The 22,350-nt window shown below is 32.9% G+C and carries 18 protein-coding genes and 5 tRNA genes; 1 reads left to right on the top strand and 22 read right to left on the bottom strand.

Annotation, left to right across the window (positions count from 1 at the left end; all coding sequences use genetic code 11):
• The first annotated feature begins 102 nt into the window (after window positions 1–102).
• Window positions 103–1,692, top strand: a complete 1,590-nt coding sequence (locus ACEQT4_RS09740) for a peptide chain release factor 3 (protein WP_370227308.1) — start codon at window positions 103–105, stop codon at window positions 1,690–1,692.
• Between the two features lie 198 nt (window positions 1,693–1,890).
• Here ACEQT4_RS09740 and ACEQT4_RS09735 read toward each other — a convergent pair whose 3' ends face one another.
• From ACEQT4_RS09735 to ACEQT4_RS09630, 22 genes are all read right to left on the bottom strand, one after another.
• Entirely contained in the window at window positions 1,891–2,211 is a 321-nt protein-coding gene (locus ACEQT4_RS09735; protein ID WP_027880460.1) for a DUF3467 domain-containing protein, read from the bottom strand.
• Between the two features lie 88 nt (window positions 2,212–2,299).
• Complete coding sequence (gene rpoC, locus ACEQT4_RS09730; protein WP_027880459.1) at window positions 2,300–6,601, bottom strand: DNA-directed RNA polymerase subunit beta'; 4,302 nt, start codon at window positions 6,599–6,601, stop codon at window positions 2,300–2,302.
• 74 nt (window positions 6,602–6,675) lie between these two features.
• Entirely contained in the window at window positions 6,676–10,488 is a 3,813-nt protein-coding gene (rpoB, locus tag ACEQT4_RS09725; protein ID WP_370227305.1) for a DNA-directed RNA polymerase subunit beta, read from the bottom strand.
• 124 nt (window positions 10,489–10,612) lie between these two features.
• Window positions 10,613–10,990, bottom strand: a complete 378-nt coding sequence (gene rplL, locus ACEQT4_RS09720; protein ID WP_027880457.1) for a 50S ribosomal protein L7/L12 — start codon at window positions 10,988–10,990, stop codon at window positions 10,613–10,615.
• 59 nt (window positions 10,991–11,049) lie between these two features.
• On the bottom strand, window positions 11,050–11,571 hold the full coding sequence (rplJ, locus tag ACEQT4_RS09715; RefSeq protein WP_027880456.1) for a 50S ribosomal protein L10: 522 nt from the start codon (window positions 11,569–11,571) through the stop codon (window positions 11,050–11,052).
• Window positions 11,572–11,590: 19 nt separating this feature from the next.
• Window positions 11,591–12,280 carry a 50S ribosomal protein L1 gene (gene rplA / locus ACEQT4_RS09710; protein ID WP_027880455.1) on the bottom strand — a complete coding sequence of 230 codons (690 nt, stop codon included), beginning with the start codon at window positions 12,278–12,280 and terminating at the stop codon, window positions 11,591–11,593.
• Between the two features lie 20 nt (window positions 12,281–12,300).
• Window positions 12,301–12,741 (bottom strand): 50S ribosomal protein L11, encoded by a 441-nt coding sequence (rplK, locus tag ACEQT4_RS09705; protein WP_027880454.1) that lies wholly within the window; start codon window positions 12,739–12,741, stop codon window positions 12,301–12,303.
• Window positions 12,742–12,807: 66 nt separating this feature from the next.
• Entirely contained in the window at window positions 12,808–13,362 is a 555-nt protein-coding gene (gene nusG, locus ACEQT4_RS09700; protein ID WP_027880453.1) for a transcription termination/antitermination protein NusG, read from the bottom strand.
• A gap of 6 nt (window positions 13,363–13,368) precedes the next feature.
• Window positions 13,369–13,566 carry a preprotein translocase subunit SecE gene (secE, locus tag ACEQT4_RS09695; protein ID WP_027880452.1) on the bottom strand — a complete coding sequence of 66 codons (198 nt, stop codon included), beginning with the start codon at window positions 13,564–13,566 and terminating at the stop codon, window positions 13,369–13,371.
• Between the two features lie 88 nt (window positions 13,567–13,654).
• A tRNA-Trp gene (locus ACEQT4_RS09690) sits at window positions 13,655–13,727 on the bottom strand.
• Window positions 13,728–13,789: 62 nt separating this feature from the next.
• On the bottom strand, window positions 13,790–14,977 hold the full coding sequence (gene tuf / locus ACEQT4_RS09685; protein ID WP_027880451.1) for an elongation factor Tu: 1,188 nt from the start codon (window positions 14,975–14,977) through the stop codon (window positions 13,790–13,792).
• 66 nt (window positions 14,978–15,043) lie between these two features.
• Window positions 15,044–15,115: transfer RNA gene (locus ACEQT4_RS09680), tRNA-Thr, on the bottom strand.
• Window positions 15,116–15,126: 11 nt separating this feature from the next.
• A tRNA-Gly gene (locus ACEQT4_RS09675) sits at window positions 15,127–15,199 on the bottom strand.
• 34 nt (window positions 15,200–15,233) lie between these two features.
• Window positions 15,234–15,315: transfer RNA gene (locus ACEQT4_RS09670), tRNA-Tyr, on the bottom strand.
• Window positions 15,316–15,377: 62 nt separating this feature from the next.
• A tRNA-Thr gene (locus ACEQT4_RS09665) sits at window positions 15,378–15,451 on the bottom strand.
• A 100-nt stretch (window positions 15,452–15,551) separates the two neighbouring features.
• Complete coding sequence (gene hpf / locus ACEQT4_RS09660; protein ID WP_370227299.1) at window positions 15,552–15,854, bottom strand: ribosome hibernation-promoting factor, HPF/YfiA family; 303 nt, start codon at window positions 15,852–15,854, stop codon at window positions 15,552–15,554.
• A 24-nt stretch (window positions 15,855–15,878) separates the two neighbouring features.
• Window positions 15,879–16,772 carry a tyrosine-type recombinase/integrase gene (locus tag ACEQT4_RS09655; protein ID WP_370227297.1) on the bottom strand — a complete coding sequence of 298 codons (894 nt, stop codon included), beginning with the start codon at window positions 16,770–16,772 and terminating at the stop codon, window positions 15,879–15,881.
• 97 nt (window positions 16,773–16,869) lie between these two features.
• The gene (gene rpsU / locus ACEQT4_RS09650) at window positions 16,870–17,064 is read right to left on the bottom strand and encodes a 30S ribosomal protein S21 (RefSeq protein ID WP_027880448.1); all 195 of its coding nucleotides are present in this window, start codon (window positions 17,062–17,064) and stop codon (window positions 16,870–16,872) included.
• Between the two features lie 108 nt (window positions 17,065–17,172).
• Window positions 17,173–18,603 carry a carboxypeptidase-like regulatory domain-containing protein gene (locus tag ACEQT4_RS09645; RefSeq protein ID WP_370227295.1) on the bottom strand — a complete coding sequence of 477 codons (1,431 nt, stop codon included), beginning with the start codon at window positions 18,601–18,603 and terminating at the stop codon, window positions 17,173–17,175.
• Window positions 18,604–18,617: 14 nt separating this feature from the next.
• Window positions 18,618–19,787 carry an acyl-CoA dehydrogenase family protein gene (locus ACEQT4_RS09640; protein ID WP_370227292.1) on the bottom strand — a complete coding sequence of 390 codons (1,170 nt, stop codon included), beginning with the start codon at window positions 19,785–19,787 and terminating at the stop codon, window positions 18,618–18,620.
• A 14-nt stretch (window positions 19,788–19,801) separates the two neighbouring features.
• Window positions 19,802–20,689 (bottom strand): ComEA family DNA-binding protein, encoded by an 888-nt coding sequence (locus ACEQT4_RS09635; protein ID WP_370227290.1) that lies wholly within the window; start codon window positions 20,687–20,689, stop codon window positions 19,802–19,804.
• A 14-nt stretch (window positions 20,690–20,703) separates the two neighbouring features.
• Entirely contained in the window at window positions 20,704–22,341 is a 1,638-nt protein-coding gene (locus ACEQT4_RS09630; protein ID WP_370227287.1) for an alanine/glycine:cation symporter family protein, read from the bottom strand.
• Window positions 22,342–22,350 lie beyond the last annotated feature (9 nt).

Below are 22,350 nucleotides of genomic sequence, written 5' to 3'. Positions count from 1 at the left end.
ACTTTAAGTTAATGTTTTTATTAAAACAAAATTTGACATAGCCCACACATACTATATTAAAATGTAAATAATAGCTATATATTTGCGCAAATTAAATTTTCAATGAAGTTTATAGAAGAAATCAACAGAAGGAGAACCTTTGGTATTATCTCTCATCCAGATGCAGGTAAAACTACACTTACAGAAAAACTATTACTTTTTGGTGGTGCTATTCAAGAAGCAGGAGCTGTAAAAAGTAATAAAATTAAAAAAGGTGCTACAAGTGATTTTATGGAAATTGAACGCCAAAGAGGTATATCTGTAGCAACTTCTGTATTAGCTTTTGAGTACAATGGAATAAAAATCAATATTTTAGACACACCAGGACATAAAGATTTTGCTGAAGATACTTACCGAACACTTACTGCTGTAGATAGTGTAATTGTAGTTATAGACGTAGCTAAAGGTGTTGAGGAACAAACAGAAAAATTAGTTGAAGTATGTAGAATGCGTAATATACCAATGATTGTTTTTATCAATAAATTAGATAGAGAAGGTAAAGACGCTTTTGAATTATTAGACGAAATAGAACAAAAACTTAAATTAAAAGTTATACCGCTAAGTTTTCCTATAGGAATGGGTTATGAATTTAAAGGTATATATAACATTTGGGAACAAAATATTAACTTATTTAGTGGTGATAACAGAAAGAACATTGAAGAAACTATAGAAATTTCAGATATAAACTCACCAGAAGTTAATAGCTTAATTGGTGATAAATCTGCCGAAACTTTAAGAGAAGAATTAGAATTAGTTGAAGGTATTTATCCAAATTTTGATAGAGAAGAATACCTTAATGGTAATTTACAACCTGTATTTTTTGGTTCTGCTTTAAATAACTTTGGTGTTAGAGAATTACTAGATTGTTTTGTAGATATAGCGCCAAAACCTAGAGCAAAAAACAGTGAAGAACGCTTAGTTAAACCAGATGAGAAGCAATTTACTGGTTTTGTCTTTAAAATTCATGCTAATATGGACCCTAAGCATAGAGACCGACTTGCATTTATAAAAATTGTTTCGGGTGAGTTTAAGAGAAATACTCCATATCTACACGTTAGAAATAATAAGAAAATGAAATTTTCTAGTCCTAATGCATTTTTTGCTGAAAAAAAAGAAATAGTAGATGTTTCCTATCCTGGTGATATTGTAGGATTACACGATACAGGAAACTTTAAAATTGGTGATACGCTAACAGAAGGAGAAATTATAAACTATAAAGGAATACCAAGCTTTTCTCCAGAACATTTTAGATATATCAATAACGCAGATCCTTTAAAATCTAAACAATTATATAAAGGTATAGATCAATTAATGGATGAAGGTGTTGCCCAATTATTTACATTAGAATTGAATGGAAGAAAAGTAATTGGTACCGTTGGAGCACTTCAATATGAAGTGATTCAATATCGATTAGAACATGAATACGGAGCTAAATGTACCTATGAAAATTTAAATGTATATAAAGCATGTTGGGTAGATCCAGAAGATCCTAAAAATGATGAATACAAAGATTTCTTAAGAGTTAAGCAACGTTTTCTTGCAAAAGATAAACAAGGTCAACTAGTGTTTTTAGCAGACTCTGCTTTTTCTCTTCAAATGACAGAACAAAAATACCCTAGTATAAAATTTCATTATGTTTCAGAATTCAAATAACTAAAAAATCAATTTTAAGCTATTTTAAGAGATTATAATCAAAAGATATATAATAACATTACAATTTTGAATTTCAACATAAAAACCTTATTAAAAACACTTGGTTTTTTTAAACAGATAACTTAAATTGATTGAAAAATTGATTGCAAATAACAAAAATCTATAAATAAAAAATCCCATCAAAAAGATGGGATTTTTTTATGCTTGACCAGTTGGACCAAAATTTAATGGAATTGGTGGTTGCTCATAATCTTTAATTTCGCCATGAGCTTTTTCAAATCTATTTACATTATCACCTAACGCTTTTAATAATCGTTTAGCATGTTGTGGTGTTAATATAATTCTAGACTTTACTTTACTTTTTGGTGTACCTGGCATAATGCTTACAAAATCAATTACAAATTCTGAAACTGAATGATTTATTATTGCAAGATTAGAATATGTTCCTTCTGCAACTTTCTCATCTAACTCAATATTTATTTGTCCTTGTTTTTGCTTATTGTCTTTATTGTCTGACATGTTATTTTATTTTAAATAAAGAATCCTGCTTGAAGCAGGATTCTTTTAGTATTAATAAATTTTAAAATGATATTCTTAACAAGAAATATTAGTTAAAATTAACCTCTTGTTTAGCTTTCATCATTTGATCAAATTCTTCTTTAGATCCTACTATAATATTATCATAAGCTCTCATACCTGTTCCTGCTGGTATACGGTGACCTACAATTACATTTTCTTTAAGACCTTCTAAAGTATCTACTTTTCCGCTTACTGCTGCCTCATTAAGAACTTTTGTTGTTTCTTGGAACGATGCTGCAGATATAAACGACTTAGTTTGAAGTGATGCTCTTGTAATACCTTGTAAGATTGGGGTTGCTGTGGCTGGTCTAGCGTCTCTAGCTACAACTAACTTTTTATCTTCACGTTTAAGTATAGAATTTTCGTCTCTTAATTGGAAAGCAGAAACAATCTGACCTTCTTTTAAGTTTGAAGAATCTCCTGCATCTTCTACTACTTTCATTCCAAAGATTTCATCATTTTCTTCTATGAAATCTGATTTATGAATTAGTTGGTTTTCTAAGAATACAGTATCTCCAGAGTCAATAATTCTAACTTTACGCATCATTTGTCTTACAACAACCTCAAAATGCTTATCATTAATTTTTACTCCTTGTAAACGGTAAACTTCTTGTACTTCATTAACTAAGTATTGTTGTACTGCAGAAGGACCTTTAATATTTAAGATATCGTTAGGTGTTACAGAACCGTCAGATAAAGGCATACCTGCTTTTACAAAGTCATTTTCTTGTACTAAGATTTGGTTAGATAATTTAACCAAGTACTTCTTAATATCTCCTAATTTAGACTCTACAATAATCTCGCGGTTACCTCTTTTAATTTTACCAAAAGATACAACTCCATCAATTTCACTAACAACAGCTGGGTTAGAAGGGTTACGTGCTTCAAATAATTCTGTTACACGTGGTAAACCTCCTGTAATATCACCTGCTTTAGCAGATTTACGTGGTATTTTAACTAAGATTTTTCCAACCTTAATCTTATCACCATCGTCAATCATAATGTGTGCTCCTACTGGTAAATTGTAAGAACGGATTGCTTCTCCCTTACTATCTTCTATAATAAGAGTAGGTATTAATTTTTTGTTTCTTGATTCAGAAATTACTTTTTCTTGGAAACCTGTTTGCTCATCAATTTCTACTTGATAAGTAACACCTTGCTCGATATTTTCATACCTTACTTTTCCTGCAAATTCTGAAATGATTACACCGTTATATGGATCCCAAGAACAAACAACATCTCCTTTACTTAACTTATCTCCACTCTTAACAAAGATATGCGATCCATAAGGGATATTGTTAGTACTTAAAACAATACCTGTCTTTTTATCAACAAGTTTAAGTTCTGATGTACGTGAGATTACAACATCTACTTCGTTACCTTCATTATCTGTACCTTTTACTGTTTTAAGGTCATCAATTTCGGCAACACCATCAAACTTAACTATTAATTTATTTTCTTCTGAAATGTTTCCTGCAATACCTCCTACGTGGAAAGTACGAAGTGTTAACTGTGTTCCTGGCTCTCCAATAGACTGCGCTGCTACAACACCTACAGCTTCACCACGTTGAACCATTTTGTTGGTTGCTAGGTTACGACCGTAACATTGTGCACAAATACCTTTCTTTGCCTCACATGTTAATGGTGAACGTACTTCTATAGACTCAATAGGTGATTTTTCTATTTTATCAGCAATTGCTTCGTCAATTAATTGACCTGCTTCTACTAATACTTCTTCTGTTAATGGATCATAAACATCATTTAATGATACACGCCCAACAATTCTTTCACCTAAACTTTCTACAACTTCGTCATTCTTTTTAAGTGGTGCAACTTCTACACCTCTTAAAGTACCACAATCTTCACTATTTACAATAACGTCTTGAGATACATCTACTAAACGACGAGTTAAGTAACCTGCATCGGCTGTTTTAAGTGCGGTATCGGCAAGACCTTTACGAGCACCGTGAGTAGAGATAAAGTATTCTAAAATTGAAAGTCCTTCTTTAAAGTTAGAAAGAATTGGGTTTTCAATAATCTCTCCACCACCAGCGTTAGATTTTTTAGGCTTAGCCATTAATCCACGCATACCGGTTAACTGACGAATTTGCTCTTTAGATCCACGAGCTCCAGAATCAAGCATCATATATACAGAGTTAAACCCTTGTTGGTCTTCTCTAATACGTTTCATAGATAATTCTGTTAACTCGGCATTGGTAGATGTCCACTCATCAATTACTTGATTATAACGTTCGTTATTTGTAATTAATCCCATGTTATAGTTACCTGTAATAACATCTACTTTTTTGTTTGCAGCATCAATCATTTCTTGCTTTTCAGCAGGAATAATGATATCTCCTAAACTAAAAGATAAACCTCCTCTAAAAGCAAAGTTGTATCCTAAAGTTTTTATTTCATCTAAGAACTGAGCTGTTTCTGGTACACTAGTAACTTTTAAGATATTACCAATGATATCTCTTAAAGCTTTCTTTGTTAATACCGTGTTTATATAACCTGCAGCAGCTGGTACTTTTTCATTAAAAAGTACACGACCAACTGTAGTTTCAATAATTTGTGGTACTAACTCTCCAGCTTCATTAAAATCGATTGCTCTAACTTTAATTCCTGCGTTTAAGTCAACACGCTTTTCATTATAAGCAATAGTTACTTCTTCTGCTGAATAAAAAGTTAAACCTTCTCCTTTTATTTGAACTTCTGGAGTAGATTTACGCTCTTTAGTCATATAATATAAACCAAGAACCATATCCTGAGATGGTACAGTAACTGGCGAACCGTTTGCAGGGTTTAAGATATTATGAGACGCTAACATAAGTAATTGCGCTTCAAGAATAGCTTCTGGACCTAACGGTAAGTGAACCGCCATTTGATCACCATCAAAATCGGCATTAAATGCAGTACACACTAATGGGTGTAATTGTATAGCTTTACCTTCTATTAATTTAGGCTGGAAAGCTTGAATACCAAGTCTGTGAAGCGTAGGAGCACGGTTTAAAAGTACTGGATGTCCTTTTAAAACATTTTCTAAAATATCCCAAACTACTGGTTCTTTTTTATCTATAATTTTCTTTGCAGATTTTACGGTCTTTACAATTCCTCTCTCAATTAATTTTCTAATTACGAAAGGCTTGTATAACTCTGCTGCCATATTTTTAGGTAGACCACACTCAAATAATTTTAATTCTGGTCCTACAACAATTACAGAACGTGCTGAGTAATCTACACGCTTACCAAGTAAGTTTTGACGGAAACGTCCTTGCTTACCTTTTAAAGAATCTGATAAAGATTTTAATGGTCTGTTAGAATCTGTTTTTACAGCAGAAGATTTACGTGTGTTATCAAATAATGAATCTACAGATTCTTGTAACATACGCTTCTCATTACGTAAAATTACTTCAGGAGCTTTAATTTCTACTAATCGCTTTAAACGGTTGTTACGTATAATTACACGACGGTATAAATCATTTAAATCTGAAGTAGCAAAACGTCCACCATCTAATGGCACTAATGGTCTTAATTCTGGTGGAATTACTGGTACCACCTTCATTATCATCCATTCTGGACGGTTTTCTCTATTTTCATTAGATTCACGTAAAGCTTCAACTACTTGTAAACGTTTTAAAGCTTCTGTTTTACGTTGTTTAGAAGTTTCATTATTTGCTTTATGTCTTAACTCATAAGATAAAGCATCTAAGTCTATTCTTGATAATAATTCTATTAAACACTCTGCTCCCATTTTAGCAATAAACTTATTAGGGTCTGTGTCTTCTAAATAGTTATTATCTTGAGGAAGTGTTTCTAAAATATTTAAATACTCTTCTTCTGTTAAGAAGTCCATTTTTTGTAATGGTTCTCCTTCTTCATTTTTAGCATTACCTGGTTGAATTACTACGTAACGTTCGTAGTAAATAATCATATCTAATTTTTTAGATGGTAATCCTAATAAATATCCTATTTTATTAGGTAAAGAACGGAAGTACCATATATGAGCTACTGGTACAACTAAATTAATGTGCCCTACACGGTCACGACGTACTTTCTTTTCTGTTACTTCTACACCACATCGGTCACATACAATCCCTTTGTAACGAATACGTTTATATTTACCACAAGCACACTCATAATCCTTTACAGGACCAAAAATACGCTCGCAAAATAAACCATCTCTTTCTGGTTTATGAGTACGATAATTGATAGTTTCTGGTTTTAAAACTTCACCTCTAGATTCTGCTAAAATAGACTCTGGTGATGCTAAACCAATTGAGATTTTATTAAATCTCTTTACTGTATTCTTATCTTGTTTTCTAGCCATAATTTCTTATAGTATTCAGTCTCCAGCTTTCAGTATGTAGATTAACTACATACTGATTACTGACTACTATTTTTTTATTCTTCTAATCTAATGTCTAACCCTAAACCTTTTAATTCGTGCATTAATACGTTAAAAGATTCTGGTAATCCTGGTTCTGGCATAGCTTCTCCTTTTACGATTGCCTCGTAAGTTTTAGCTCTTCCGACCACGTCATCAGATTTTACTGTCAAGATTTCTCTAAGTGTACTAGATGCACCATATGCCTCTAGTGCCCAAACTTCCATCTCTCCAAAACGCTGACCTCCAAATTGTGCTTTACCACCTAATGGTTGTTGTGTAATTAAAGAGTAAGGTCCGATAGAACGTGCGTGCATCTTATCATCAACCATATGACCAAGTTTAAGCATGTAAATAACACCTACTGTAGCCGGTTGATCAAAACGATCACCTGTTCCTCCGTCATATAGATATGTATGTCCAAATCTTGGGATACCTGCTTCGTCTGTTAGCTCATTAATTTGATCTAATGTAGCACCGTCAAAGATTGGTGTAGCAAACTTTTTACCTAAATCTTGCCCAGCCCAACCAAGTACTGTTTCATAAATCTGACCAATATTCATACGAGAAGGTACACCTAATGGGTTAAGAACGATATCAACAGGTGTTCCATCTTCTAAGAAAGGCATATCTTCTTGACGTACAATACGTGCAACAATACCTTTGTTACCATGTCGTCCTGCCATCTTATCTCCTACTTTTAGTTTACGTTTTTTAGCAATGTAAACTTTTGCAAGTTTGATAATTCCTGATGGAAGTTCATCTCCAACAGAGATAGTAAACTTCTCTCTTCTTAACGCACCTTGTAAATCATTCTCCTTAATCTTGTAGTTATGGATTAAGTCTGCAACTAATTTATTAGTATGCTCATCTGTTGTCCATGTACCACTTGTTAAGTGAGTATAGTCATCAACAGCATTTAACATTTTAAGAGTAAACTTTTTACCTTTAGGTAAAACTTCTTCTCCTAAATCATTGTATATACCTTGAGATGTTTTTCCTCCAACAATTGTAAAAAGTTTATCAACTAGAACAGATTGTAACTCATCAAATTTAGTAGCATATAACGTTTCTAATTTTGCTATATCTTCTTTGTCTTGAGCTCTTTTACGTTTATCTTTAATAGCTCTAGAGAACAACTTCTTATTAATTACAACACCGTGTAATGAAGGTGATGCTTTTAGAGAAGCATCTTTTACATCTCCAGCTTTATCACCAAAAATAGCACGTAAAAGTTTTTCTTCTGGAGTTGGATCAGATTCACCCTTAGGAGTGATTTTTCCAATTAAAATATCTCCAGGTTTAACTTCTGCTCCAACTCGGATCATACCATTTTCATCTAAGTCTTTAGTAGCCTCTTCTGAAACGTTTGGTATATCATTAGTTAACTCTTCATTACCTAGTTTTGTATCTCTTACTTCTAAAGAATATTCATCAATATGTATAGATGTAAATATATCTTCACGAACTACTTTTTCAGAAATCACAATCGCATCCTCAAAGTTATACCCTTTCCATGGCATGAAGGCAACTTTCATGTTTCTACCTAAAGCTAATTCTCCTTTTTCAGTTGCATAACCTTCACTTAGTACTTGACCTTTAACAACTTTATCTCCCTTTCTTACGATTGGTTTTAGGTTGATTGAAGTACCTTGGTTAGTCTTTCTAAACTTAATTAAAGGGTAAGATTTAACATCACTATCAAAACTTACTTTAGCTTCGTCTTCTGTACGTTCGTATTTAATTACGATTTCATTAGCGTCTACATACTCTACAACACCATTTCCTTCTGCATTAATTAATACACGAGAGTCTGATGCAACTTGCTTTTCAAGACCTGTACCTACGATAGGGGATTGAGGTCTTAATAATGGTACTGCTTGACGCATCATGTTTGATCCCATTAATGCACGGTTGGCATCATCGTGCTCTAAGAATGGAATTAAAGATGCTGAAATTGAAGAAATCTGGTTAGGCGCCACATCTGTATAATGGATTTCTTTTGGATCCATTACTGGGAAATCTCCTTCCATACGAGCAATTACTTTGTCGTGAAGGATTTTACCACTATCATCAACTTTTACAGTTGCTTGAGCGATTAATTTTTCTTCTTCTTCTTCTGCACTTAAATATATTGGATCTCCTTTAATATCTACTACTCCGTCTTCAACTTTTCTGTATGGCGTTTCAATGAATCCCATAGAATTCACCTTTGCATATACAGAAAGTGATGATATTAATCCAATGTTTGGACCTTCAGGAGTTTCAATAGGACAAAGTCTTCCGTAGTGAGTATAGTGAACATCACGAACCTCGAAACCTGCTCTCTCACGAGATAAACCGCCTGGTCCTAATGCAGATAAACGACGTTTGTGAGTAATCTCTGCTAATGGGTTTGTTTGATCCATAAACTGAGATAACTGGTTTGTACCAAAGAATGAATTAATTACTGAAGATAACGTCTTAGCATTAATTAAGTCTATTGGTGTAAACACTTCGTTATCACGTACATTCATACGCTCACGAATGGTACGAGCCATACGTGCTAAACCAACACCAAACTGAGATGATAATTGCTCTCCTACTGTACGTACACGACGATTTGATAAGTGATCAATATCATCAATCTCTGCTTTAGAGTTGATTAACTCGATTAAATATTTAATAATGGTAATGATATCTTCTTTAGTAAGAACTTGTTTGTCCATACCAATATCAAGACCTAATTTTTTGTTCATTCTATAACGACCTACTTCACCTAAAGAGTAACGTTGGTCAGAGAAGAATAATTTGTCAATAATACCACGTGCAGTTTCCTCATCTGGCGGTTCTGCATTACGTAATTGACGGTAAATATGTTCAACAGCTTCTTTTTCAGAATTTGTTGGATCTTTTTGAAGTGTATTATGAATAATAGCGTAATCTCCTTGTTGAGATGTTTCTTTATGTAAAAGAATGGTTTTTACTCCAACTTCAAGGATTTCTTCTATATTATCTTTATCTAATTCTGTATCACGATCTAAAACAATTTCGTTACGCTCAATAGAAACAACTTCTCCTGTATCTTCATCAACGAAATCTTCGTGCCATGTATTAAGTACACGTGCTGCTAACTTACGTCCTAAAACTTTTTTAAGTCCAGATTTAGAAACTTTAACTTCTTCTGCAAGATCAAAAATTTCTAATATATCTTTATCACGCTCAAAACCGATAGCTCTAAAAAGAGTAGTTACAGGTAACTTTTTCTTTCTATCGATGTACGCATACATTACTTGGTTAATATCTGTTGCAAATTCAATCCAAGAACCTTTGAAAGGTATAACTCTTGCTGAATATAATTTTGTTCCATTGGCATGGAAAGATTGACCAAAGAACACACCTGGCGATCTGTGTAATTGAGATACTACTACACGTTCTGCTCCGTTGATAACAAATGTACCACTAGGAGTCATGTAAGGTATTGTTCCTAAATACACATCTTGAACTATGGTTTCAAAATCTTCATGTTCAGGATCTGTACAATATAACTTTAACCTTGCTTTTAAAGGAACGCTATAAGTTAATCCTCTTTCTATACACTCTTCAATAGTGTATCTTGGTGGATCTATAAAGTAATCTAAAAATTCTAAAACAAATTGATTACGTGTGTCTGTAATTGGAAAGTTTTCTAGGAAGGTGTTATATAAACCTTCATCACCTCTTTCTTCAGATTTAGTTTCTAACTGGAAAAAATCCTGAAAGGATTTAATCTGAATATCCATAAAGTCTGGGTATTCAGTTCTATTTATAATAGAAGAGAAATTTAATCTTTCAGCTTGTGTTACTAACATCAATGGACGAAATTTTGATTAAAAAAAAATGTTTGTATATAGTTAATCACTATATACGACAAATGGTTTAGGTCTAAGAGACAACTCTCCAGACCTAAACCTTTGTAAAATTTAAGTGTTAAGCTTACTTAAGCTCAACCTCTGCTCCTGCTTCTTCTAATGAAGATTTTAAGCCTTCAGCTTCGTCTTTAGAAACTCCTTCTTTGATGTTACTTGGTGCACCATCAACTAATTCTTTAGCTTCTTTTAATCCTAAACCAGTTAATTCTTTAACTAATTTAACAACTGCAAGCTTAGATGCTCCAGCTGCTTTAAGAACTACGTCGAATTCTGTTTTTTCTTCAGCAGCTTCTGCTCCACCAGCAGCAGCGCCACCAGCAACAGCTACTGCAGCAGCAGCAGGCTCTATACCGTATTCATCTTTTAAAATAGTAGCTAACTCGTTTACTTCTTTAACTGTTAAGTTAACTAATTGTTCTGCGAAATCTTTTAAATCTGCCATTTTTCTATCGTTTTAATAATTTTTTAATTTAATATATAATTGTAAAAGTGCGTACTCTTTTAACCTTCTCTTTCTGATAAGGTCTTAACTAAACCAGATAATGTGTTTCCACCAGATTTAAGAGCTGAAATAACATTTTTAGCTGGAGACTGTAATAATCCAACGATATCTCCTATTAATTCTTCTCTTGACTTGATGTCTACTAATGTATCTAATTGGTCATCTCCTACATAGATAGCTTCTTCAATAAAAGCACCTTTTAATAAAGGCTTTTCAGACTTCTTTCTGAAGGCTTTTATTACCTTAGCTGGAGCATTTCCTGTTTCAGAATACATTACTGAAGTATTTCCTTTTAAAGTTGTTGGTAAGTCTCCAAAATCTTTATCTGAAGCTTCCATTGCTTTTTCAAGTAATGTATTTTTTACTACTGCTAACTTTACGTTTGCTTTAAAACAAGCACGACGTAAGTCTGAAGTAGCACCTGCATTTAATCCAGAAATATCTGCAATATAGATATTAGCGTTATCGGCTAATTGTGCAGTTAAGTCTTGAATTACTTGTGATTTTTCTTCTCTTGTCATAATAAAAGTTTTTAACTACTTAACCTATTTTAGTATCTATTGCAATACTTGGGCTCATAGTACTTGACATGTAAATACTTTTTACATAAGTACCTTTAGCTGCAGTTGGCTTAAGTTTAATTAATGTTGTTAATAATTCGTTTGCGTTACCTGCAATTTTATCTGCACTAAATGATGCTTTACCTATTGATGCATGAACAATACCAGTTTTATCAACTCTAAAGTCTATCTTACCAGCCTTTACTTCTGTTACAGCCTTAGCTATATCCATAGTTACTGTTCCTGTTTTTGGGTTAGGCATTAATCCTCTTGGTCCTAATACACGACCTAAAGGTCCTAATTTACCCATAACGCTAGGCATTGTAATAATTACGTCTACGTCTGTCCAACCACTTTTGATTTTATCAAGGTATTCATCTAAACCTACGTAATCCGCACCTGCTTCTTTAGCTTCTTCTTCTTTGTCTGGTGTAACTAATGCTAATACTTTAACATCTTTACCTGTTCCGTGAGGAAGAGATACAACACCTCTAACCATTTGATTAGCTTTTCTAGGATCTACTCCTAATCTAACAGCTAAATCTACAGAAGCATCAAACTTGGTGTTTGTTATTTCTTTTACTAAAGCTGAAGCTTCTTCTAAAGAATATAATCTATCCTTTTCTATTTTTGCTTGAGCTTCTTTTTGTTTTCTTGTTAATCTTGCCATTTTCTTAAAATCTTTTTAGGTTAATTTGGTGCATCTCCACCTTTAACAGTTATACCCATAGATCTTGCAGTACCAGCAATCATTTTCATTGCAGAATCTAATGTAAACGCATTTAAATCTTGCATTTTATCTTCTGCAATAGTTCTGATTTGATCCCAAGAAACTTTTGCTACTTTTCTTACATGAGGTTCTCCTGAACCTTTTTTTACTTTGGCCGCTTCTAATAATTGAACTGCTGCAGGTGGTGTTTTGATTACAAAGTCAAAAGACTTGTCTTTGTAAACGGAAATCACCACTGGTAATACTTTACCAGCTTTATCTTGGGTTCTAGCATTAAACTGCTTACAGAACTCCATGATATTAACTCCAGCAGCACCTAAAGCGGGTCCAACCGGCGGCGATGGGTTCGCTGCGCCTCCCCTTACTTGTAGTTTAACTACTTTTCCTAATTCTTTTGCCATTTTGAATAATTTAGTTTCATACTCACTTTTTGGAAGCAATGAGTACTTTCCTTAGTGTAACAATTATTATATTTTTTCAACTTGCATGTAGCTTAACTCTAATGGTGTTTTTCTTCCAAATATTTTCACCATTACTTCAAGCTTACGCTTTTCTTCGTTAATTTTTTCTATAGTACCATCAAAACCATTAAATGGTCCATCAATTACTTTTACTGTCTCTCCTACTACATAAGGTATAGCTACATTAACATCTGTATCAACAGTTAATTCATCAACTTTACCTAACATTCGGTTTACTTCAGATTGCCTTAATGGTAATGGATCACCTCCTTTAGTAGCTCCTAAAAAACCAATTACATTTGTAACGGATTTAATAATATGAGGTACTTCACCAGAAAGATTAGCTTTAATCATAATGTAACCGCTGAAATAAACTTTTTCTTTATTTATTTTTTTTCCGTTACGTATCTGAACTACCTTTTCTGTAGGCACTAATACTTGTTCAACATAATCTTGTAGTCCTAGTCTTGCAATTTCGTTTTCAATATAAGTTTTAACCTTATTTTCTTGTCCACTAACTGCTCTTACAACATACCATTTTTTTTCTCCAACTTCAGCCATTATATCTTATCCGTTTATTAGATTAAAGTATAAACTTATTACTTTACTAAAAACCGTATCTACTCCCCAAATAGCTAGTGAAAAGATGATTGAAAAAACAGCCACTAGAATAGTTAAACTTTGAGCTTCTGCCCATGGTGTCCAACTGACATTATTCTTTAGTTCTGTAAATGATTCTTTTATGTAATTTACCACTCCAGCCATAATTTTATTTATTTATGTCTCTTCTTAAAAGAGTAGACATTTTAATTTTTAAGCTCAAATAAAACCTTAAAAGATTCTATTTATTTTGCACGGGTTGAGAGACTCGAACTCCCGACACCTGGTTTTGGAGACCAGTGCTCTACCAACTGAGCTAAACCCGTTAATATAAATCAAGGCGCTTCGAAAAACGAAGCACCTTAATTTTATTTTAGCTGACTAAAACTTAGTCTAAAATTTCAGTTACCTGACCAGCACCAACTGTTCTACCTCCTTCACGGATAGCGAAACGTAAACCTACGTTCATTGCAATTGGCTGAATTAACTCAACAGTGATAGTTAAGTTATCTCCTGGCATTACCATCTCTACTCCATCAGGAAGAGAAATTGTTCCTGTTACGTCAGTTGTACGTACATAGAATTGAGGACGATAGTTATTATGGAATGGAGTGTGACGTCCACCTTCTTCTTTCTTAAGGATATAAACCTCAGCTTTAAATTTAGCGTGTGGTGTTACAGATCCAGGTTTAGTGATTACCATACCTCTAGAGATTTGTGTTTTTTCAATACCTCTTAATAAGATACCTGCATTATCACCAGCTTCACCTCTATCTAATATTTGACGGAACATTTCGATACCTGTAATAGTAGAAGTTAATTTTTCAGCACCCATACCAATAATTTCTACAGGATCTCCTGTTTGAGCAACACCTGTCTCAATACGACCAGTTGCTACTGTACCACGACCCGTAATAGAGAATACATCCTCGATTGGCATTAAGAAAGGCTTATCCATATCACGAACAGGCTCTTCAATCCACTCATCTACTGCATTCATTAATTCCATTACAGTATCAACCCACTTTTGCTCACCATTAAGTGCACCTAAAGCAGAACCAGAAATTACAGGTCCATTATCTCCATCATACTCATAGAAAGATAATAACTCTCTAACTTCCATATCAACTAACTCTAAAAGCTCAGCATCATCCACCATATCTACTTTGTTTAAGAAAACAACGATACGAGGAATACCAACCTGACGACCTAATAAGATATGCTCACGAGTTTGTGGCATAGGACCATCTGTTGCAGCAACCACTAAGATAGCACCATCCATTTGAGCAGCACCAGTTACCATGTTTTTTACGTAATCGGCGTGACCTGGACAGTCAACGTGTGCGTAGTGACGCTTTTCTGTTTGATATTCTACGTGAGAAGTATTAATTGTAATACCTCTTTCTTTTTCTTCTGGAGCGTTATCGATAGTATCGAAATCTCTTGATTCTGATAAACCTGCATCAGCTAATACTTTAGTAATAGCAGCAGTTAAAGTTGTTTTACCGTGATCTACGTGTCCAATAGTACCAATATTTAAGTGTGGTTTTGAACGATCAAAAGTTGCCTTTGCCATGTTTTAATAATTTAATCTTAGTTATATAATAATATTAGTGTATTCTAATTTTCTGTTTAAATATAGAGCCAATGACGGGATTTGAACCCGTGACCTCTTCCTTACCAAGGAAACGCTCTACCCCTGAGCTACACCGGCTTAAATATTAGAGCGGGAGACCGGGTTCGAACCGGCGACATTCAGCTTGGAAGGCTGACGCTCTACCAACTGAGCTACTCCCGCAATTATTTAAAATCCTTAATCAAGTTTAAAAAAGTGGGGAGAGCAGGATTCGAACCTGCGAAGACATAGTCAGCAGATTTACAGTCTGCCCTCGTTGGCCGCTTGAGTATCTCCCCAATTTAAACTTTTCACTCTTTATATGAACGTAAAAACTTTTATTAAGCTTTCTATCTAAACGAGCCGATGGAGGGACTCGAACCCACGACCTGCTGATTACAAATCAGCTGCTCTAGCCAGCTGAGCTACATCGGCTTTTTAACTTTTTTTACACTACAAAAAAAGCCCGCTATTTCTAACGGACTGCAAATGTATATATTTATTTTTTTATTCAAAACATTTTTTGAGAAATATTTTAAAAATGTGCTCTTAATTTTTCTTTTCGCTTTTGAAGTTGTCTTTTTAATGAAGAAATTGCTGTATCTACTCCTTCTTCAAATGTTTTACATTTTTTTTTTACCACTAAACTATCTCCTGGTATATTTATTTTGGCTTCAAATATTTTATTTGATTTATTATTTGTGTTTTCAACTTTTAAATAGACATCTGTCTGTATGACTTTGTCATAAAATTGTTCTAGCTTATTCATTCTTCTTTGAATAAATTCTAATAATTGTGGTTTTGCGTTAAAGTTAACTGCTTGTGTGTTTACCTCCATGAGAATTAATTTTTGGTTAAACAATTAGTCCTTTTTACTTCTTGGATGTGCTTTTGCGTAAACTTTTTTTAGCTCTGCAATACTATTATGTGTATATACCTGTGTTGCTGCTAATGACGAATGCCCTAAAAGTTCTTTTACCGCATTAAGCTCTGCTCCTTGATTTAAAAGGTGCGTTGCAAATGAATGCCTGAGTATATGTGGACTTTTTTTTACTTTGCTTGAAGCTAGACTAAAGTACTCATTGATTATTCTATAAACAAGTGTTTCGTATAATTTAACACCTTTAACTGTTAATAGTAAGTAATCTTCATCTTCTATCTTCTCTAAAGACTTTCGTTTTTCTAAATACGTTTTTATACTATCTACAAGCATATTTAATAACGGAATGACACGCTCCTTATTTCTTTTACCAAGTATTTTAACAGTTTTATTCTCTAAGTCTATGTTTTTTACCTTGATATTAATAAGTTCTATCCTTCTTATTCCTGTTGCGTAAAAAAGTTCGATAATAAGTTTGTTTCTTACACCTTCAAAACTATCTGCGTGACTTATTTTATTTAACACAGAATTTATTTCTTCTTCAGAGAAAGGCACTTGCACTTTTTTACTAGTTTTTAAGGATTTGTGTTTAGCTAATGGATTAGTTTTAATGTATTCTGTTTTTATTAAAAATTTGAAAAAACTATTTAAGGATGAAATTTTTCGATTAATACTTCTGTTAGAAATATTTTGATTGACCATTTGTATAATCCATGATCTTATTTGAGCGTAGTTAACTTCTTTTAGGTTTTCATTTTTATATTCTTCTTTTAAAAAATCTAGAAACGATTGTATGTCTTTACCATAAGCTTTTATGGTAAGCTCTGAGTAGTTTTTTTCGAGTAGTAAATATTCTAGAAATGATTGTAATAACATACGCTTGAGGATGAAATATAAATATACACTTTTAATTTTTGAACATAAAAAAATCCCACTTTATTTAAGTGGGATTTAATTTTTTTAACTTAGAAAATTAGATTGACTCTTGATCTCTTAGTCTTTGAATATATTGTGCTTTTTGAACTTGTGCTCTTTTAACAACTGAAGGCTTTTCGAATTGTTTACGCTCGTATAAAGCTTTACGCGCTCCTGTTCTGTCAAACTTACGTTTGTAACGTTTTAACGCTCTTTCTATATTCTCTCCGTCTTTTAATGGAATTATTAACATAGTGTCTTAACCTCCTCTCTTTTAAAATTTTGGTGTGCAAATATAGGAAGTATTTTAAATATTTCAACTTTAATTAAAAAATATTTTAATTGCCTTAATTGTTGTCTTTTAATTTTTATTATAAAGTGAAGATCTTTTAGTTAAATCCTTGATAAGCTGCTCATCTTCTTCACTTTCTAATAGGGTATTGTAATTATCCCAAAATGATTTATGATAAGGTTTTTTTGCAAAAATATCTGGATCCCAATTTGATGTATTTACTTGCGATAGCTTTTCTTCGTCTAAAATTATTTCGGTAAATAATATTTCTTGCACTGTGTAATAAAAACGTTCTTCTTTATTGTAGCGTTCTTGCTCTTCTTCAGTTAAATTTTGATCATTCTTTAAACCTACGTTAACCAGTTTTGGTGTTTCGTAATAAATGTAGTTTGGATACATCTTGTCTTGATACTCCATATAACTAATCACTAATTTATGGTTGGTTTGTGTATCAAATAATCTTTTACTTCGTGTTTTTTGAGCTGGAGATGCTGCTACTAAATCGTATTCTATCTTTTTAATTGCAAAATTATCCCAGTAAATGTATATCCATCCTTTAGCGTTGTACCCTTCGTTAAAAATACCTTCTGTATCTAAACCAACGTATTCTCTGGATTTATCTATTTGAATTTTATAAATCTTACGTTCGTTATCAACTAAAATAGTATCCAATCTAAATTTGTGTGTAGCTAGCACATCTTCTCCAAACAAGGCGTCCGGACTTTTTGAGTTTCTTACTAAATTCAACTTACCTTTAAATAGACCTTCTAGCCCGTTTACTCTAGTGTCATTCCATTTAATTGCTTTAACAAGAGATGATGTTTTTATAGTGTCTCTTTTTAAGTTTTTAGGTTTTAAATTAACGTTTGCATTATACTTTAGATATGTTGAGTACGCAAAAAGACTATCTACATCTCTTAAGTCGTAGCTTTTTCTTACTTCGTCTACGTTTATTTTAAGATTATCCGTTTCACCATTAACGTACGTTGTGTCGTCATAAACAGTAATCGCACTTTCGATTAGCCATTTAAATTGTTTTTTATTTCGCTCTTTATGTCTTAAGAATCCTTTTTGAAGATAAGCTTGTGATGGAAAATTTCTATCTAAACGCTCTAAAGCACGAAGCACAATACTGTCACCTGTTTTTGGTCTTGGTGTTGCATTTAAAACTACTTCTTCTAAAGTTGCGACATCTTCTTCAAGAAAAACTTCAAATGAATTATCAAACTCCTCTACAGGCACTTTATAACTTTTAAAACCTATTGAAGAGATTACCAAAGTATCTTTAGCCATTTCTTCTGGCACTAAAAGCACAAATTTACCATCTGCATTAGTTACTGTACCAATAGTTGTATTTTGAACATAAACACTTGCATTTTCTATAGGTAACAAGTTTACAAAGTCTACTACTTTGTTTTTAAGCTCGTGCTGAGAAAAAGCTGAAACACTTATTAAAAATAAAAATAATTTAAAACTATTTTTTAAGTAAGATAATTTCATATGATAGGCTATTTTTACTTTGTAGCTGGTTTATAGTCTTTACCGTCTATAACCATTTTAGCTATTATTTCTCTTAATATTTCAGACGTTCCACCTCCAATTGGTCCTAAACGACTATCACGGAACAATCTTGCTAAAGGATATTCTTCCATATAACCATAACCACCTAAAAACTGTAAACAATCATAAATAGCATCGTCTGCAACTTTAGTGGATTTTAATTTAGACATTGTTGCTTCTTTAACTACATATTCTCCTTTATCTAATCTAAAAGCAATATTGTAATTAAACGTCTTACATAATTCTAATTCTGTATAATGATCCGCAATTTTATGTCTTAATACTTGAAATCTATCTATTGTCTTACCAAATGCTTCACGGTTTGACATGTATTCTAACGTATACTCTAAAGCATACTGTGTTCTTGCATGTGCATTTACACCCATAATTAAACGCTCTAAAGCAAAGTGCTGCATAATGTATGGGAAGCCTTTATTTTCTTCACCCATTAAATTTGATGCAGGAATGGTTACATTATCAAACGCAATCTCTCCAGTATCTGATGCTCTCCAACCTAATTTATCTAACTTGGTAGCAGATACACCTGGTGTATCTCTGTCTATTAAAAATATGCTAATACCTTTATTGCCTAATTCAGGATTTGTTTTTGCTGCAACAATTAAATAATCGCTGTAAACTCCATTAGTTATAAAGGTCTTAGAACCGTTAATAACATAATTATCTCCTTTTTTTACAGCAGTTGTTCTCATTCCTGCTACATCACTTCCGCCAAAAGGTTCTGTAATACATAAACAACCAATCATATCTCCTGTAATACTTGCAGATAGATATTTTTCTTTAATAGCTTCGCTTCCTTCTGCGTTAAGGTGTGTCATGGCTAGGTAAGCGTGCGCCCAAATAGCTGCTGCAAATCCTGCTGAGTTTATACGTTGTAACTCTTCTAAAAGGATAATCATGTAGAAAATATCTAAATCTAATCCGCCGTACTTTTCAGGATAACTAATCCCTAAAAAGCCCATTTCGCCAAATTTATTCCAGATAAATCGCTCTATGGTTCCTGTTTTTTCCCATTTTTCGATATGTGGCACGACTTCTTTTTGTAAAAAATCGCGTAAACTGTTTCTAAATAATTGATGCTCTTCAGTGAAGTACATACTCTCCATAGCTTGTTAGTTTTTTAATTGAGCTGTAAAGATAACTTAATTATATCAAATTTTTTAAGCGGAAAACCTTTAACTTTTTTCAAATCTTCTAAGGAAGAAAAGCCGTCACGAAGTGTTCTTTGTTCTATTATACTATACGCTACTTCATAGTCTATATATTTTATAGTTACCAATTGGTCTCGTGTTGCTTTATTAAGAGATATTTTATTTACTAATCTTGGTGTTTTGATATCAAAATGTTGTTTAATATTGTCTATAACTTCTGGTGACAAACCATAAACTTCTGTTAGTTCTACTAAGTCATAAAACCCATTTATTTTAGTTCTGTACTTTATTATTCTTGCAGAAAGTGCTTCTCCAACACCATAAACTTTTTGAAGCTGACTTGCGGTTGCTATGTTAATGTCTATTTTTTGCTCTGAAGTTTTTTCTTTCGCTTTCGCGGAAAAGTTTTGCGTATATTTTTTTGGTTTTGGATTAGTGATCCAATCTGGAAATTTAAAATAGGGAGAAATTTGATTTAATAAAGAATCTGAAACTTTAGTTACTTTTTGAAATTGTGTTGTAGAATTAATCCATTGATCCTGTTTCCTAAACTCTAAAAGCCTATTAATTTCATCTTGAGACATTCCTAAAGTGTAACCTTTATAATCAGTTATAAAATTTGGATTAAAAGGATAAATTTTAGGTTTACGGTTTTCAACTTCAACCTGTTTTAATGAGTCAATTTGATTGATAAAAGCAATTAACTCCTTATTGTTTTGTGTAGAAACAACTTCAGTTTTAAAGACATATTCAGAACCAAAATAAATAAACAACTGAATAATTATAATAAGAAGTAACAATAAAAAAATCCCATTTCGTTGTTGATTAGAAAACGTGAAATGGGATTTGATATTCATTTTAATATATTTTTTTACATTTCGTCTACCAAGTCTGTTGCTCCATCTTCTAAAGCGTCTTCCTTTTTATTGATAGCATTCATGTATTTTTTAAGTTCTTTTCTAATTAATGGTGATAGCATAACTACACCAATAATATTTGGCACTACCATTGCAAAAATCATTGCATCAGAAAAGTCTATTACTGCTCCTAAACTTATAGATGCACCTACAACTACAAAGAATAAAAATAAGATTTTATAGATTAAATCTGTTATTTTTCCTTTTCCAAAAAGATAAGCCCAACCTTGCATACCATAATAAGACCAAGAAATCATCGTACTAAAGGCAAATAAAATTACCGCAATTGTAAGTACAATCGAGAAGTGAGGAATTACCGTATCAAATGCTGTTGCTGTAATCTCTACACCTTCTTTTACCTCTACACCATATTGCATAAATGTACCACTAATAGCAGAAGAATCGCCTCCAAAGTTTGTAATGATAATTACTAAAGCTGTCATTGTACAAATTACTACTGTATCCACAAAAGGTTCTAATAAAGCAACGATACCTTCACTTGCAGGATATTTTGTACGTACAGCCGAGTGTGCAATTGCTGCAGAACCAACTCCAGCTTCATTAGAAAATGCACCACGACGTACACCTTGTATCATAACACCAATTAAACCACCTGCTATTCCTAATCCAGAAAATGCACCTTCAAAGATTAAAGCAAAAGCATCATCTATTAAAGTGAAGTTGGCAAATAGAATTATTAATGCTGCTAACACGTAAATACCTGCCATAAAAGGAACAACTTTTTCTGTAACAGAGGCAATACGTTTAATTCCTCCAATAATAACAACCGCTACTAGCGCTGCCATTACAATACCAAAATACATACCTGCATTATCACCTGTTAAACCAAATAATTTTGTAAACTGTGCTGCTGCTTGATTGGCTTGAAACATATTACCGCCTCCAAAAGATCCACCGATAACAAAAATTGCAAAAATTGCTGCTAATACTTTACCAACGCCTCCAGCTCCTTTTTCTTTTAAACCTTTAGATAAATAATACATTGGTCCACCGTAAACAGTTCCATCTTCTCCTACGTCTCTATACTTTACACCTAATGTACATTCTGCAAATTTTGAAGCCATACCTAAAAGACCTGCAACAATCATCCAAAACGTTGCTCCTGGTCCACCTATAGATAAGGCTACTGCAACACCTGCAATATTACCTAATCCTACTGTAGCAGACAATGCTGCTGTTAATGCTTGGAAGTGAGATACTTCTCCATCTGCCCCATCATCTTTTATTGTTTCAAAAACATTTCCTCCAGGTGTTTGATCTCCGTAAAGTTTATCTACACCATGTTTTTCGATGTCTTCGTATTTACCTTGAACAACTTTTACTGCTGTTTTAAACCCAGTAATATTGATAAATTTGAAATATATAGTAAAGAATAATGCTCCTCCAACTAGCACAAATAAAACCCACGGAATTTGAATATCATCTGTAAAAGGTATTTCTGCAAATATGCCTTCTACAAACCAGCCTGTATATTTTTTAAATACAGCGTCAAATTTTTCTGCAGTACTATCTTGTGCAAATGTGATTATTGGTATAATCAAAGTAAAAATTGAAAGAAGATATTTCTTCATAATTATTTT

This window comes from Mesoflavibacter sp., from assembly GCF_964226795.1.
GTDB classification, from domain to species: Bacteria; Bacteroidota; Bacteroidia; order Flavobacteriales; family Flavobacteriaceae; genus Mesoflavibacter; species Mesoflavibacter zeaxanthinifaciens.
Note: the sequence above shows the minus strand (reverse complement) of the source record. Positions and strands in the feature narration are given on the sequence as shown.

Bases quoted from the DNA above. Each gene is read 5' to 3' on its own strand.
- tuf (WP_027880451.1), bottom strand. From the start codon at position 14,977: ATGGCAAAGGCAACTTTTGATCGTTCAAAACCACACTTAAATATTGGT.
- rplJ (WP_027880456.1), bottom strand. From the start codon at position 11,571: ATGACAAGAGAAGAAAAATCACAAGTAATTCAAGACTTAACTGCACAA.
- ACEQT4_RS09655 (WP_370227297.1), bottom strand. From the start codon at position 16,772: ATGTTATTACAATCATTTCTAGAATATTTACTACTCGAAAAAAACTAC.
- rpoB (WP_370227305.1), bottom strand. From the start codon at position 10,488: ATGTTAGTAACACAAGCTGAAAGATTAAATTTCTCTTCTATTATAAAT.
- nusG (WP_027880453.1), bottom strand. From the start codon at position 13,362: ATGGCTGAAGTTGGAGAAAAAAAATGGTATGTTGTAAGAGCAGTTAGT.
- ACEQT4_RS09635 (WP_370227290.1), bottom strand. From the start codon at position 20,689: ATGAATATCAAATCCCATTTCACGTTTTCTAATCAACAACGAAATGGG.
- ACEQT4_RS09640 (WP_370227292.1), bottom strand. From the start codon at position 19,787: ATGGAGAGTATGTACTTCACTGAAGAGCATCAATTATTTAGAAACAGT.
- ACEQT4_RS09735 (WP_027880460.1), bottom strand. From the start codon at position 2,211: ATGTCAGACAATAAAGACAATAAGCAAAAACAAGGACAAATAAATATT.
- ACEQT4_RS09645 (WP_370227295.1), bottom strand. From the start codon at position 18,603: ATGAAATTATCTTACTTAAAAAATAGTTTTAAATTATTTTTATTTTTA.
- rplA (WP_027880455.1), bottom strand. From the start codon at position 12,280: ATGGCAAGATTAACAAGAAAACAAAAAGAAGCTCAAGCAAAAATAGAA.
- rplL (WP_027880457.1), bottom strand. From the start codon at position 10,990: ATGGCAGATTTAAAAGATTTCGCAGAACAATTAGTTAACTTAACAGTT.
- rpsU (WP_027880448.1), bottom strand. From the start codon at position 17,064: ATGTTAATAATTCCATTAAAAGACGGAGAGAATATAGAAAGAGCGTTA.
- rplK (WP_027880454.1), bottom strand. From the start codon at position 12,741: ATGGCAAAAGAATTAGGAAAAGTAGTTAAACTACAAGTAAGGGGAGGC.
- ACEQT4_RS09740 (WP_370227308.1), top strand. From the start codon at position 103: ATGAAGTTTATAGAAGAAATCAACAGAAGGAGAACCTTTGGTATTATC.
- rpoC (WP_027880459.1), bottom strand. From the start codon at position 6,601: ATGGCTAGAAAACAAGATAAGAATACAGTAAAGAGATTTAATAAAATC.
- hpf (WP_370227299.1), bottom strand. From the start codon at position 15,854: ATGGAGGTAAACACACAAGCAGTTAACTTTAACGCAAAACCACAATTA.
- secE (WP_027880452.1), bottom strand. From the start codon at position 13,566: ATGGCTGGAGTGGTAAATTACATAAAAGAATCATTTACAGAACTAAAG.
- ACEQT4_RS09630 (WP_370227287.1), bottom strand. From the start codon at position 22,341: ATGAAGAAATATCTTCTTTCAATTTTTACTTTGATTATACCAATAATC.